Origin of the sequence: Flavobacterium sp., from assembly GCF_024305175.1 — a bacterium.
Lineage (GTDB): Bacteria > Bacteroidota > Bacteroidia > Flavobacteriales > Flavobacteriaceae > Flavobacterium.
On the sequence record NZ_JAMWYY010000019.1, the window covers coordinates 41116 to 54979 of the forward strand.

Genomic DNA, 13864 nt, shown 5'->3' on the forward strand with positions numbered 1-13864 from the left:
CAATACCCGATAATGTTACGCAATTTTATTTTTTAAAGAAAAGAATGTTATTCATAAGGTACTGTCACCGGTTTGCCAATCTGGTAATTCGGCAATAGTATATCATCATTTTTAAGGGTGTTGGTTTGCAGGATATTAGTGCCCTGGCCGGGTATAGAGGGGAAATAGGCTAATGACAACTGAAAGCTGTTAAAAACGAGATAGTCATTGTAAATTAGCAAACCCACACCAATTTTAGAGTAGATCCGGCTTTTGTAAAGGTCATGATGATTGTCGCCGATAACACCCATTGTAAAGCTGGCAAAGGGGTTAAGCCTGAAGCCGGATAAATTCCACGGGGAATACGACTGTGTCTGGAAAGTGAGCATCAGTTTTTTTGTGCCGAGGGTAGTGCGGCTGTCAAAGCCGGTTATGCCTGTATTACCGTTAAGGTTAAGCTGGTCTTTTATAATAGGCATACGGTTATAACCCAATACCAGCACCGGTTTTATAAAGTGCCTGAAACGCCAGTTACCCCAGTCGCGCACGTTACTGAAGTATAACATATCCAGCCTGAAAACCGTTTGCTGAAGTTCTTCATCATACAGGAAGGAACCAACCTCTGCATTGGCACTCAGGTACCCCCATTTATACAGGTTACCAAAGGCATAACGTGCGCCGAGATAGAGCCGGTGCTCAAAGTTTTTATCCTGCCGACCGAAAGTAACCGAATATAGTTTACCTATCGGTATATCTTCTACAATGTCATAATTAAAGAGGTATTTGTCCTGCACAAACTTACGTGAGGTAACACCCACGCTTGCCAGGTAAAGCTTTTCATCCGAATAAAAATTGATAGAGTCATAAACTGCCGAAGGCCTTTCTTTAAAGCTCTGGTTAAAGTAGCGACCGGTGGTAATGAGGTTCGTGGTGCGGTCTTCTTCGGTAAAGCCTTTAAATATTTTAAACGAATAACCTGCCCAGTAGTCCTGCGCTTCCGATTTACGGTTATGCATTGCCCAGACACCCTGCACATCAGGCAGCGAATCGCGAACCAGCCTTTCTTCCATATAAACACCTCCGGCCCAGCGTGTAAAAGGTGAGAAGAACTGCCGCTGCACCCCAACGCTTTTAAGTGAATTGTCGCTGCGCCATATCTGGTAAATAATTTCGGCGTCTATGTAAGTATTTACAATATTGGGTACCCTGTAGCGTGCCAGGTATGAGGTTTCTCCGGTATTGAAACGCTTGTCGAAATCGTTTTCAAATTCATGCCCGAGCCCGAAAAAATTACGCTCTGTAACTTCTAAGCGTGTGCCAGTACCGGAGGCAGAACCATTTGGTATAAGGCTCCATGAGTCGAGCACCCTAACATAAATATCTATCGAATCTTTGCTGTTGGCTATGGGTACTGGCTTTATATCTACCCTGCGGGTGTAACGCTGTGTACGGATAAGGCGTTCTGATTCTTCCACGAGCAGGGAGTCGAGCCTTTCGTTCTGTTTAAACAGCAGCAGGTTACGTATGGTAAACTCTTTTGTTTTGAGGTGGATGCTGTTACCAACATTTTCAAGCCATGTATCGGGCAGGCGGGTAGTATCGGATATAGAATAGCCGAAAGGGTCAAGCGTTTGTATCTTTATATTACGTATTATGCGGCCTTCATAATTTTGGTAATTGCTTTGCATTTCGGGCGTGCGCTGTTTTTCTTTTTTCCTGTTGTTAGAGGGAGATTTCTCTTTTACCGGCTTAAAAATAAGCTTATGCACAAATTTGGTAAACTTGCTGCGCTTAGAATAGTCCTGTATACTTTTATACATGGCATCGCGCTTTTCTTTTACCGAATCTTTTTGTGCAGGGTTATTTTGTGCAGCCACAGGGACCGTGCACCACAACAGCAGCAGTAACAGCAGCTTTATCCTCAAATACATTTTACGCCTCCTCTTCTTAGCTATAGTTTTCTGACGAAGTAACGTAAAAAATCAGTATTTAATGTAAGATTTATCATGCGTTTAACAAAAAAGGAGCCAAATGGCTCCTTTTTAACTGGCAGTATTGCATATTAGCTTTTTTGCTCCTTATTAAAATATACTAAGTAATAGTACATTTGTTTTTCTTCGTCCCATCCTTTCTCAACAAATTTCTCTGCGCTTTCGGGGTTAACAAAGTCAAGCTTTATCTGTATGTTGGTGTCAAGATTAATAATGTTCTTGATCTTTTTGCGTGCATCGGTTACTGCCGCGTTTGCAATAGGGAAGGTAGTAACATCTTCTATGCTGTACTTTGGCGCACGCTCTGTTTTGTAGTGTTTAAACTCCGGTATAAGGTCGGGGTTATCCAGTACTTCATTTAAAAAGTTGGTTTCTTCAAATTCATCGTTCTTGGCAAAGTAGTTTACAGAACGATTCATGAACATAACCTCTTCTTTTTTGTCTTCTGCCGGTAAAACCACATCTTTGGCAAAATCCTGAACAAACTTCATGTATTTTTTGGTCATGAAATTTTCGTCCTGAAAAGCGTCAACCGAAAGGAAATGCTCCAGCCAGTAGCGGGCATCATAACGGTTACTGTCTATTGTCAGTATTTTATAGCCTTCTTCTTTTTTGTAATTAAATATAAGGCAGCCTTTGTCAAGCTTATTCAGGTTAATGCCCTGCTGAAGCAACAGCTCAAGGTTAGTGCCCCTTTCTTCAAACTGAAGGAAGTCGGTTTTAATTTCACTTTTAAACACACCAATGGCATCGGTAACATTGTTATCTATGCTTACGTTAGTAAGATAAGCTATATAAACCTCGCCGTTTTTTATGTGCGGGTGGTTAGACTGCTCAAAAAGGTGCTTTGTAATTTTTTTAGACACTTCGTGCACTGCCCCGGGATTGTTGAAAATTTCGGTAGCAAGGGTATACATATCATGGTAGTCCAAATGTACATCGTGCGCAAACTGAAAGTAGTTTTCTTCCTTATCCCGAAAGGGCTTAAAGAAATATTCCTTTAAAAGCGGCACAATTTCATCATTAAGCCCGTAAGGCTGCTCTGAAAGAAAGATGGCTTCGTTACGGCTTTTATTACCTACACGGTGTACCGATAAGTTCTCTATGTGTGTGTTAAACAGGTTAATCATTTTATATACTGATATGTAGTGGCATTGTTAATTCCAGTTGCTTTCGTCAAACCCTAAATCTTCAAAGTTATCATCGTTAAACATGTCAAGGTCTTCATCATCATAATCATCATCAAAGTCGCTGTAGATATTTTCTCCGTCGGCAGCTTCAAAATTCTTATCGGGAGCGCTTAACGGCATAATTCCGTGCGAGAACAACAGGTCAGGATAACTTACACCGGTTTCCGGTTCTTCAATAGCGCCTAGCTCTACAAAAAACGTCCACATGTTCAGGAAGTCATACACATATATAATTTTAGTGCTTTCTTCGGTCAGGATACTGTTAAGCGAATAGTCGGCCATTGTTTTTTGTTCACCCGGCTCATCTCCGGTATCAAAAAGCGGTATTTCATCTTCCTGTGTCCAGTTCTCATCGCAGGTATAGAAAGAGGCTATCTCCATTCCGTCAAACCCAAAGGCATTTACTATAGCATTGTGCAAATCTTCCAGCGTATCTTCTTCCTGTATGGCAATATCCCTGAAAATATCTTCTTCCGCATCAAGAATTACTCTGAATTTATATATCATGGCATGTGTTTTAAATGAGCTCCAAAGGTAAAATTTTAATTCTTAAATATCATTTTTGCATTTCCCGAATTTTTAAATAAGGCCGGGTCAATGCTGTTACAACTATAATTTTTAAGCTAAACGGAATGAGGCTTTTTGCCTATTTTGGTATAGCCTATATGCAGTTCATCTGCCTGTTTAGCAGGAGCGGGAGTGAGAATAATTGAGTATTGCTGCTTTACATTTTCAGGCAGCACATCCTGAACATTGTGCAGGTCGTCGGCATCAAGCGCAAATTTATCATCTATGTGCGATTCGCCCCCGCCTTTAAGGTTATAGTGCTTATAAAAGGCAGACTGCTTTGCAGCCTTAACCGCTTCGCCCATAGTGTTTGCAGCTATCAGGGTTTTATAGTGGTACTCTTCAAAATCTCCGGCTTTATAGCCGCCAAGATTAATAAAAAAAAGCTTTTGCTCCTGTTGTATTGCCTGTGCCTGCGCTATGGTAATACTGTAACCGTTAACCTTTGTTACCTCGCGCCACGCATCTATGTGCAATTGCCCGCCGTCGGGCCAAAAGTTATACATTTGCGGTATCAGTTCCTGTACCGAAGTGCCGATGCCAAAAAAAATATCGTGCTGCTCGGTTAAACGGCCTTTGGGTGTGCAGCCCAGTAAAACCATGTATAATTTGAGATTTTGCTCCATAATAAACAAAGGTAAATTAAATAAAATTTTAAAAAAATTAGCACCCAGTGATTTTTTGGTTCAGTTTTTGGAAACGTAATACTAACAATAAACTTTATAACATGAAAAAGATATTTTTACTTTTATCAGTGGTAAGCACACTAACTTTCACCTCTTGTAACAACGACGACGATGTTTATGTAGATAATGACACCATTGGTGAAAACATACAGCTAAGTAATGTTAACCTGACATTTGATAATAATACAGGACGTTACCAGCTACTTTATCCGTTAAACCCTGCTATTTTTGAATCGGACGTTATACTTGTTTACAGAAATGTAATTGATGATGGCTTTTCTGCATGGCAGCAAATACCCAGGACACTATATTTAAGTGGTGGCGATGAAGTTGATTATGACTTTAACTTTACAGCCAATGATGTTTTAATTTATGCTGATGCAAATTTTGACCTGTCTTTTGCTCCTGAGTTTATCAATAACCAGTCTTTCAGGATTGTAATTGTTCCTGCTGCATTTGTAAATGACATTGATACATCCGATTATGATGCCGTGATGAGTGCACTTAATGATGCGGGCGCAGAGGTAAGGACAATTGATGGTATAGAAAAGAGATAATATATAATAGTGTTACTATAATAAAGGGGGCTGTCTCTAAGTGAGGCAGCCCCTTTTACTTTATTTTTTTTAAATTCAGGAAGTTGATTTGCGAAGCCTTTTAAATTTTTTGGAAGAAATAAAGCCCATTGCCGGATACATAACCGCAGCAAGAAAGAACAGGTAAGGCATAAATTCCTTTTTTTCGAGATACAGCATATAAGAGCTTAACAGCAGGGCAGGAGCCTCAAGGTACCAGCAGATAACCCGTGCCTGTTTCGGCTTTATTTTGAGTTTCCTCCAGAAAAGTATTATTGTAAAAACGGTTACCGAAAGCCCTGCTATTATTATTCCCGGATAATAAAGCCCTTTGCTTATTTCGTGTATACCTTTTATCAGTAACAGTAACGCCGTTAAAAAGTGAAGAAAGTATTCCAGTCTGCGTACAGTTCTTTTCCTCATTATAAATGATGTGCTTTTGCGCCAAAATTACCAAACCATGCTGTGCAGGTGTTTACGCAAACGTTATTATTATGTTGTGTAAAACAAAAGCCCCCTGCAATTGCAGGGGGCTTATAATATCTACTACATTATATGTTGTTATATGTAAAAGCGTACAAGCTGGCCGTTTTTTGTTACCATCTCTACACGGGTTTTTTCATTTGGCCCTTTAGATGACAGCACATCCGAAACAGTCTCTATATCTTTAGCTTTAATATTATCAATGCTGAGTATAATACCACCTTTAAGGTCTTCATAATAAGGCATAAAGCGCTCATCGGTTATTTCTTTAATCCTTACGCCATAATTTAGCTTAAGGCTTTTTTTCTCGGCAGCGGTAAGGTCTTCAAGGTCTAAGCCGCTATAGGAATATATCTCATTTTTAGACAGCTTTACCGGTAGGGTAATCATGCTGCCATCGCGGTTAATACCAACCCTTACCACATCATCAGGCCTTTTGGTAACAATAGCTGCGTTAAGGTCAGAGAATCCGTTTACGGCCCTGTTATCAATCTCTACAATGATATCACCTTTTTTAATACCTGCTTTTTCTGCCCCCGATCCTTTAACCACGCTGTTTACATAAAACCCGTTGGTTTCATTAATACCAAGCTCTTTAGATACCGAAGCGTTAAGCTCGCCACCCTGCACACCAAGCACACCTCGCTGCACATTACCATATTCCATTATGTCTTCAATAATCTTGCGTGCCACGTTAGAGGGTACAGCAAACGAATATCCCACATAAGATCCCGTCATAGAAGTTATCAGCGTGTTAATACCAATAAGCTCACCGCGGGTATTAACCAGTGCGCCACCGCTGTTACCCGGGTTAACGGCAGCATCTGTCTGTATAAAAGACTGCAATCCGTCTTTTGTTAAATTACGTGCCTTTGCCGACACAATACCTGCTGTAACGGTAGAGGTAAGGTTATAGGGGTTACCAACCGCAAGCACCCATTCGCCAACTTTAATATTGTCAGAATTACCAAAAGTGGCATAAGGCAGTTTTTCATTGGTATCTACCTTAAGCAGCGCAATATCCATTTTAGAGTCGGTACCTACTAATCGCGCTTTATACGACTTATTGTTGTTAAGGGTAACTTCAAGTTCAGATGCATTTTGTATTACGTGGTTGTTGGTTACAATATAACCATCTTCAGTAATTATAACCCCCGAGCCGGTGCCTACCTGCGCCTGCTGCTCACCGCCGCGGTAGCCATAAAAGAATTCCATAAAGGGGTTGGTGGGTGCAGTAGAGTAAGACACGTTCTTAACGTGAACTACTGTATGCACAGCCTGGTCGGCAGCGGCGGTAAAATCGATATTCTCTGCGCCATAACCAACAGTTCTGGTATAGTTGTTTTGTGCCGGGGCAACTGATAAGGCAGAAGTATTGTTTACATCTTCGTCAAATATCAATTTATAACCCCCAAGCGTGGTGGCTCCGCTAAGCAGTGCCACAAGAAGTAAGCCTGAAAATTTTTTCATTTTTGTAAACAGTATTTAATTAAAACGGTTAATAGTTAAAGTTCTATTTTACTATAGTAAGTTGCTGTGGTTACCAGCCGATTATTTGTTATTTTTGTACCTGATACATTTTAATTAAATGCCACATACATTTTACAAATACCAGGGTACAGGAAACGATTTTATAATGGTTGATAACCGCGATAATACATTTCCCAAAAATGATACCAAACTTGTAAACCAACTGTGCGACCGCAGGTTTGGCATTGGTGCCGATGGGCTTATACTACTGGAAAACGCAAGTGATGCCGATTTTCGTATGGTATATTATAACGCTGATGGAAATGAAAGCAGTATGTGCGGAAACGGCGGGCGGTGCATTGTTGCCTTTGCAAACCTTTTAGGTGTAATTGATGATGAGGCCGATTTTATTGCGGTAGATGGCAAGCATCATGCCCTTATACAGGAAGACGGAATGGTATCACTGCACATGAAAGATGTAAATACCGTTACGGTTTATGAAGATTATGTTTTTTTGGATACAGGCTCTCCCCACCATGTAGAAATGACAGACGATTTAGGCAGGATGAATGTTAAGGCAATCGGGGCCAGCATACGTTACAGCGGCATGTATGGCGATAAAGGCTCTAACGTGAACTTTGTTAACCAGAATGAAGATGACAAATTTTCAGTGCGTACTTATGAGCGTGGGGTAGAAGATGAAACCCTATCATGCGGTACCGGCGTTACTGCCGTAGCCATTGCCATGAAGGTACTGAATAAAACAACCGCTACTACTATAAGGCTGCAAACACCGGGCGGACTGCTGAAAGTTTCTTTTAAGCAGGAAGGGAAATATTTTACCGATATCTACCTTACAGGCCCTGCCACTTATGTTTTTAAAGGAGAGGCAGAATGGTAACCTTAACCGGAAATACCATCTACCTGCGGGCATTAGAGCCTGAAGACCTTGAGTTTATATACCGCCTTGAAAATAATGAAAAGGTATGGCAGGTAAGTAATACCATAGCTCCGTACAGTCGTTTTTTGATAAGGCAGTACCTCGAAAACGCCCATCAGGATATATTTGAAGCCAAGCAGCTGCGGCTCGCTATTTGCTTAAATGGCGAAACAGAAGCTATTGGCCTTATAGATCTTTTTGAATTTGACCCTTTAAACCAAAGGGCAGGTGTGGGCATAATAATTCAGGATGAGGCACAGCGCGGCAAAGGTTACGGTGCCGAAGCGTTGGGGTTGGTTATACAATATGCGTTTAACAGGCTGCAAGTGCACCAGCTTTATGCAAATATAGATATAGCGAATGCTGCAAGTGTTTCGCTTTTTACTAATTTTGGCTTCGAATGTACAGGCGTAAAAAAAGGCTGGAATAAAAGGGACGGTGTTTTTTATGACGAGGCATTTTATCAGTTAATCAAAAAAAATTAATACATCATCAATTGAAACTAAGAAAGATTATTGCGCTGGTATCGCTGGTTGTGGTTATTGGCGGCAGCATTTACGGGTATCTTGTTTATAAAGATATCTTTTCTGAAAACACAGCTTTTTCTGAAGACAGGGTAGCTGTTTACATTCCTAAAGGTGCCACATTCAGCCAGGTGCAGGATAGCGTGAAGCCCTATATTGCCGACATGGAGCGTTTTAATATGGTTGCCGATAAAAAGTCCTATCCGCAATACGTTAAGTCGGGTAAGTTTATACTTAAAAGGGGCATGAACAGCAATGATATCATTAACGCTTTGCGCCAGCCCGTTCCGGTAAATATATCATTCAACAACCAGGAAACATTAGATCGTGCCATAGGCCGTATAGCACAGCAGATAGAGCCGGACAGCCTTACGCTGCTTAAGGTTTTTACCCATAAAAATTTTCTTGACGAAAATGGCTTTACTGAAGATAACCTGTTAAGCATGTTTATCCCTAATACGTATGAGTTTTTCTGGGACACTTCCGCACTTAAGGTAAGAGAAAAGCTGGCTAAGGAATACCGTAAATTCTGGAATGAAGAAAGGCTTGCCAAAGCCGAGAGGCTTAACATGACACCGCTGGAGGTATCGAGCCTTGCCGCTATTGTTCATAAAGAAACTGTAAAGGAAGATGAGCGTCCGCGTGTAGCAGGGGTTTACCTAAACCGCCTTCAGAAGGGCATGAAGCTGGAAGCCGACCCTACCGTAATTTATGCCATTAAAAGACAATCAGGCGATTTTGACCAGGTTATAAAAAGGGTACTTAATAAAGACCTTGTGATAGATTCGCCATATAACACCTATAAAAACCAAGGGGTACCGCCAGGGCCTATTGCCATGCCGGATATCTCTGCTATAGATGCGGTGCTAAATGCAGAAAAGCACAATTACATTTATTTCTGCGCCAGTACAACAAAGCCCGGTTATCATGAGTTTGCCGTTACAGCGGCACAGCACCAGGAAAACGCAAGAAAATACCATGCCTGGGTTCAGAAACTCGGAATTGTAAGGTAAATAAATTGTAAAGTCAAAAGAAAAACCGATGTTCATCATCGGTTTTTTTGTGTTAAAATTTGTCACAAAACTGCTGCAGTTGTCAAAACCCGTTAGCCTAACATTTGTAAGGGTTTAGCAGAAATATTGTAGCCATGATTTTGATGAGTTGTTATGTTAAAGTTAACTGCTTGCTGTAAAGTGTTGTTTTTCAATTAAATAATTTTATTGTATATTTGCCGGCTGTGAAATTCACCAGTGTGACAGGCGGTGAGAAAACACCATATATGATAAAGAAGTGGATGTATTTTGTAGGGCTTGCCATTTTTATAGGGGCCGTTAGTTCTTCGTTTACTTTAACAAAGGCAAAACAGTTTGGTAAAATAGAAGGCTTTCATTTAGCCGAAGATGAAGTTTATAATTATACCGTTCCTGATGTTCCTGAAATAGACGAAACAGCAAAGGTAACAGTTCCTTTTACGGGAAAATCATATATAGGCTTTAAGCAGGCTATAGCGATAAAAGAATCGCAGGGCTTATACAAACTGGTTAATCCGTACGGATATATGGGCAAGTACCAGTTTGGCAAAACTACACTACGTGCCATAGGCATAACAAACACCAAAGAATTTTTAAACAGCCCCATGCTGCAGGAAAAAGCGTTTAAGGCGCTTTTAGCCAAAAACAAGTGGGAACTTCGCCATGAAATATCCCGCTATGAAGGCAGGGTTATACAGGGCATTAAAATAACCGAATCAGGGCTTTTGGCTGCTGCGCACCTTGCCGGGGCAGGCTCTGTAAAAAACTTCCTTAAAAGCAACGGTAAAAACGGTTTCAGGGATGGCTTTGGCACCTCGCTTAAAAGCTATATCAAGAAGTTTGGAGGTTATGATACTTCAAATATCATAGCTAACCCCAACCCGAAGGTAAAGACTGACTAAGCTGTTTCTTTTTCGCGTAACATAGAAAGGTGCTTACCGGCTTCTTTAAGCCATGCTTCCTCCCGTTCCAGTTTTTTCAGGTTTTGCTTTATAAGCACAGGCGAACGCCTTAATCTTTGATATCCTTTTTCAGACAGGTTTTTAATGTGGTGCTTTTGCAGTTGCTTTAAGTATTCACCATAAGTGGCACCTTGTACAAAAGCCTCATGCTGTGCATTGTGCTTAAGTATATAAGCGCTAAGGGTGTCCTGGTATTGTATAGATTTAGTTCTTGCCTGCCTGTACTTTGCCAGCAGCTTAACCTTTCTTTTCCTGTAGGCTTTAGCGGTAATTGTGTAAATAATAATACCGGCCAGCACTACAAAGGCAATAATGGTTTCCGGTAGGAAATTCATGGTAGGTGTAGTTTTAGTTGTGTTATAGGTGTAAGTCGTAAAGTTACATCTTTATTTGCTGATTTTCAAGTATTCCTGTTAATCTCTATGTTAAATTAACAATCTGTTAATAGGAAATGATGTTTTTTAATATAGAGCTATAACCGAATTTGATTAATCACAATTAACTACAATCGCATTATTCTAACATAAAAAATATAAATTATTAACACGAAAACGTTGTAGAAAATTGGTATGTGCAGTTGTGTTAATTTTGTATCATTAAAATAGTTACTTTTATTTAATATTTAACTTAGCCATATTATGATACAAAGAATACTGTTGTTATTGATGCTGATAGCCGCAGGAGGGGAGGCTATAGCACAAAGTGCAGGTTTTAATACAACTTATATTGTTTTAAGTATAAACAATAGCAGTAACCTGTATTATGATCTTAATGCCAACACTGGCAATTATGATTTTAATGATGCACAACTCGGTGCTTTTTGTGCAGGTAATACCAATGCCTTAATCTTTAAAGGAGCTGAGCATAATGTTTTTAAATGCAACGGCTGCGACCTTACCAGTACGAGGCTTTATTATCGCATTTACCAAACCGGAACTTCCGGCGGGTCTTTTGTTTCCAATGCTCTAAATTATTTCAGTGAGAATTCTTCGGGTGGATGCGTAAACCAAAGGTGGCAAAAGCTTGATTTTAATACCAACCTTTTAGCAGGATTATCTGCCGGTAACTATACTTTCGAGGTATATTCAGATGCCAGCATAACCTGCCAGGGGGGTACTGCTTTTGCCAGTAATAATGGTGCAAATTACAAAGCCTACTTTACGGTAGATGCGCAAACTGTTGGTGGCACAGTATCTTCTGCACAAACAATTTGTACAGGAACTGCACCTGCAAACCTTACACTGGCCGGACATACCGGAAGTGTTGTAAAGTGGCAGCGCTCAACTTCAGCTGATTTTACATCAGGTGTTACCGATATTGCCAATACTTCAACTACATTAACTTCGGCACAAATTGGCTCATTAACCCAGACAACTTACTTCAGGGCTGTAGTTAAAAGCGGTGTATGTTCAGAGCAAAATTCCTCGTCTGTTGCCATAACTGTAAATCCGCAAACTGTCGGGGGCACATTAAGCAGCGGCTTTACGTTCTGTACAACCTCAAACAGCGGTACTTTTACCCTTACAGGGCATACAGGCAGTATTATCAGGTGGGAGTCTTCTCCGGTAGCTGATTTCAGTTCCGCTGTAACACAGATAACCAACACAACGGCATCTTATAATTTCAGCAATGTTACCCAGACTACCTATTACAGGGCTGTAGTGCAAAGCGGTGTATGTAGTGTGCAGTACTCTACGGTAAGGTCGGTAATCATAAATCCGAATACCTGGACGGGCGCTGTTGACAACGACTGGAGCAACCCCGGCAACTGGTGCGGAGGTGTGCCTTCGGATGATGATGATGTGGTTGTTGACGAAAACACTGTACTGCCAATGATTGCCGACGGTGTTACTGCAGAAGCAGGAAGTATTACTGTTTTAAGTAATGCAGGCATTACTATAGAAAGCGGCGGAAACCTTATTGTAACAAATGCCGTTGACATTGAAGAAGGTGGTGAATTTATAATACATGATAATGCAAACCTTATACAGGTTAATGATGTAGCTAATACCGGTACTGCACAGGTTACTAAAAATAGTTCGCCGCTTTACAGGCTTGATTATACCATTTGGTCGGCTCCGGTAGAAGGACAAAACCTGCTTGATTTTTCGCCAATGACTGTGCCGACACGTTTTTACAGTTACAGCGAAAACCTAGATATATATACAGGCTTAAATCCTGCTGTTACCGATTTTGAACCCGGGTATGGCTATCTTATCCGTATGCCCAATAATCACCCTCCTTTTGTGAGCAGTGAAACGCCGGGTGTACAATGGGCAGGTAACTTTACGGGTACACTCAACAATGGTGAGATAACGGTTCCTGTGGCTAATACTGCCAACGGATTTAATATGGTGGGTAACCCATATCCTTCACCTATTAATATACACGACTTTTATACCGAAAATACAGGTATTATAGAACCGGGATCGGCGCTTTACTTTTTCAGGAAACGTAATGATACCTCTGCAACCACCTCTACCTATGCCACAGTAACCATGGCTGCTTATGTTGCTAACACGGCTCCGGGTGGCGACACAGGTTCAGATACCTTTACGGGTAATCCGGCAAACTGGGTAATTAACCCGGGGCAGGGCTTTTTTGTAAAAGTTGACAGCAGCCCTTTGGTGTTTAATAACAGTATGCGTGCAATAGCCAATAACGGGCAGTTTTTCCGTGTGGCGCAAAATAATGAAAGTGAAACTATATCACGCCTTTGGCTCAACTTTACAGGCGTTAACGGCGAGTTTAGCCAGGCAGCAATAGCCTATAATGCACAAACAACAACAGGTATAGATTATGGCTGGGACGGGCGCTCGGCAAACGATGGCCCTATAGCCCTTTACACAACTGCCATGGGAGAAAACCTATCTGTACAGGCAAGGGGCGAATTTAATGCTGATGATGTTGTTCCTGTCGGATTTAGTGTGCTACAGCCGGGTGAATATACTATTGAACTTAACAGTTTAGATGGCGCTTTTACGAATATAGATGAAATATATCTTAAAGATTTAGAGCAGCAACAGGTTGTAAACCTTAAAGAAAGCAGCTACACATTTACAGCAGGGGCAGGGCAGGTAAACGACAGGTTTGAGATATTATTCTCTTTATCGGCACTTGATAATACCTTATTTGCATCAAGCGAAAATAAGGTTGTGCTTTACCAAAACGGCGGTGCTATAACCATAGATGCCTTTAATACACAGCTTTCTGCGGTTAAAATATTTGATATTCACGGAAGGGAAATTTTTCAGCGGAATAATATTGATTCCGGTAAAACAACTATTACAGGCTTAAGGCAGCAAAACCAAATGCTTATAGTTACTATAACAACAGATAAGGGAAGTGTTGTAAAGAAAATTATACACTAAGTAAACCTTTTATAAAAATAAAAAAGCCCTTCTCACGAAAGGGCTTTTTTTATTCGTAAAATGAATACTATTAATTGCGTTAAAAATGATAATAC

At 40.7% G+C, this 13864-nt stretch carries 13 protein-coding genes; 6 read left to right on the forward strand and 7 right to left on the reverse strand.

The genetic code is table 11. From position 1 onward, the window contains the following. Positions 1-47 precede the first annotated feature (47 nt). From Q0K96_RS06665 to Q0K96_RS06680, 4 genes are all read right to left on the reverse strand, one after another. A complete protein-coding gene (locus Q0K96_RS06665) occupies positions 48-1910 on the reverse strand; it encodes a hypothetical protein (protein ID WP_297333228.1) in 1863 nt (620 codons plus the stop codon). Between the two features lie 131 nt (positions 1911-2041). After that, positions 2042-3100 (reverse strand): nucleoid-associated protein, encoded by a 1059-nt coding sequence (locus tag Q0K96_RS06670; protein WP_297333229.1) that lies wholly within the window; start codon positions 3098-3100, stop codon positions 2042-2044. A gap of 27 nt (positions 3101-3127) precedes the next feature. After that, complete coding sequence (locus tag Q0K96_RS06675) at positions 3128-3667, reverse strand: hypothetical protein (protein ID WP_297333230.1); 540 nt, start codon at positions 3665-3667, stop codon at positions 3128-3130. Positions 3668-3783: 116 nt separating this feature from the next. Further along, on the reverse strand, positions 3784-4353 hold the full coding sequence (locus Q0K96_RS06680) for a DUF1543 domain-containing protein (RefSeq protein ID WP_297333231.1): 570 nt from the start codon (positions 4351-4353) through the stop codon (positions 3784-3786). 101 nt (positions 4354-4454) lie between these two features. Between Q0K96_RS06680 and Q0K96_RS06685 the strand changes: the two genes are divergently transcribed. Next, positions 4455-4970 carry a hypothetical protein gene (locus Q0K96_RS06685; protein ID WP_297333232.1) on the forward strand — a complete coding sequence of 172 codons (516 nt, stop codon included), beginning with the start codon at positions 4455-4457 and terminating at the stop codon, positions 4968-4970. Between the two features lie 75 nt (positions 4971-5045). On the opposite strand, the gene Q0K96_RS06690 is transcribed toward Q0K96_RS06685, so the two are convergent. Then, entirely contained in the window at positions 5046-5411 is a 366-nt protein-coding gene (locus tag Q0K96_RS06690; RefSeq protein WP_297333233.1) for a hypothetical protein, read from the reverse strand. Positions 5412-5549: 138 nt separating this feature from the next. Next, positions 5550-6941 (reverse strand): trypsin-like peptidase domain-containing protein, encoded by a 1392-nt coding sequence (locus Q0K96_RS06695; protein WP_297333234.1) that lies wholly within the window; start codon positions 6939-6941, stop codon positions 5550-5552. A gap of 118 nt (positions 6942-7059) precedes the next feature. Here Q0K96_RS06695 and dapF point away from each other — a divergent pair, with 118 nt between their 5' ends. The 4 genes from dapF to Q0K96_RS06715 all read left to right on the forward strand — a co-directional run bounded on the left by dapF (position 7060) and on the right by Q0K96_RS06715 (position 10338). After that, on the forward strand, positions 7060-7842 hold the full coding sequence (gene dapF / locus Q0K96_RS06700) for a diaminopimelate epimerase (protein WP_297333235.1): 783 nt from the start codon (positions 7060-7062) through the stop codon (positions 7840-7842). Beyond that, positions 7836-8366, forward strand: coding sequence for a GNAT family N-acetyltransferase (locus tag Q0K96_RS06705; protein ID WP_297333236.1), 531 nt, complete (start codon positions 7836-7838; stop codon positions 8364-8366). The genes dapF and Q0K96_RS06705 overlap by 7 nt, the downstream gene beginning before the upstream one ends. 11 nt (positions 8367-8377) lie before the next feature. Then, entirely contained in the window at positions 8378-9418 is a 1041-nt protein-coding gene (mltG, locus tag Q0K96_RS06710; RefSeq protein WP_297333237.1) for an endolytic transglycosylase MltG, read from the forward strand. 266 nt (positions 9419-9684) lie between these two features. Then, entirely contained in the window at positions 9685-10338 is a 654-nt protein-coding gene (locus tag Q0K96_RS06715) for a peptidoglycan-binding protein LysM (protein ID WP_297333241.1), read from the forward strand. Here Q0K96_RS06715 and Q0K96_RS06720 read toward each other — a convergent pair. After that, on the reverse strand, positions 10335-10733 hold the full coding sequence (locus Q0K96_RS06720) for a hypothetical protein (RefSeq protein ID WP_297333238.1): 399 nt from the start codon (positions 10731-10733) through the stop codon (positions 10335-10337). The genes Q0K96_RS06715 and Q0K96_RS06720 overlap by 4 nt on opposite strands. 303 nt (positions 10734-11036) lie before the next feature. Here Q0K96_RS06720 and Q0K96_RS06725 point away from each other — a divergent pair, with 303 nt between their 5' ends. Continuing rightward, positions 11037-13769 carry a T9SS sorting signal type C domain-containing protein gene (locus Q0K96_RS06725; protein WP_297333239.1) on the forward strand — a complete coding sequence of 911 codons (2733 nt, stop codon included), beginning with the start codon at positions 11037-11039 and terminating at the stop codon, positions 13767-13769. Positions 13770-13864: the final 95 nt, after the last annotated feature.

What these genes read in the sequence shown, in the direction of transcription:
- Q0K96_RS06665 (WP_297333228.1), bottom strand. Translation starts at nt 1,910, where the DNA reads ATGTATTTGAGGATAAAGCTGCTGTTACTGCTGCTGTTGTGGTGCACG.
- Q0K96_RS06670 (WP_297333229.1), bottom strand. Translation starts at nt 3,100, where the DNA reads ATGATTAACCTGTTTAACACACACATAGAGAACTTATCGGTACACCGT.
- Q0K96_RS06675 (WP_297333230.1), bottom strand. Translation starts at nt 3,667, where the DNA reads ATGATATATAAATTCAGAGTAATTCTTGATGCGGAAGAAGATATTTTC.
- Q0K96_RS06680 (WP_297333231.1), bottom strand. Translation starts at nt 4,353, where the DNA reads ATGGAGCAAAATCTCAAATTATACATGGTTTTACTGGGCTGCACACCC.
- Q0K96_RS06685 (WP_297333232.1), top strand. Translation starts at nt 4,455, where the DNA reads ATGAAAAAGATATTTTTACTTTTATCAGTGGTAAGCACACTAACTTTC.
- Q0K96_RS06690 (WP_297333233.1), bottom strand. Translation starts at nt 5,411, where the DNA reads ATGAGGAAAAGAACTGTACGCAGACTGGAATACTTTCTTCACTTTTTA.
- Q0K96_RS06695 (WP_297333234.1), bottom strand. Translation starts at nt 6,941, where the DNA reads ATGAAAAAATTTTCAGGCTTACTTCTTGTGGCACTGCTTAGCGGAGCC.
- dapF (WP_297333235.1), top strand. Translation starts at nt 7,060, where the DNA reads ATGCCACATACATTTTACAAATACCAGGGTACAGGAAACGATTTTATA.
- Q0K96_RS06705 (WP_297333236.1), top strand. Translation starts at nt 7,836, where the DNA reads ATGGTAACCTTAACCGGAAATACCATCTACCTGCGGGCATTAGAGCCT.
- Q0K96_RS06715 (WP_297333241.1), top strand. Translation starts at nt 9,685, where the DNA reads ATGATAAAGAAGTGGATGTATTTTGTAGGGCTTGCCATTTTTATAGGG.
- Q0K96_RS06720 (WP_297333238.1), bottom strand. Translation starts at nt 10,733, where the DNA reads ATGAATTTCCTACCGGAAACCATTATTGCCTTTGTAGTGCTGGCCGGT.
- Q0K96_RS06725 (WP_297333239.1), top strand. Translation starts at nt 11,037, where the DNA reads ATGATACAAAGAATACTGTTGTTATTGATGCTGATAGCCGCAGGAGGG.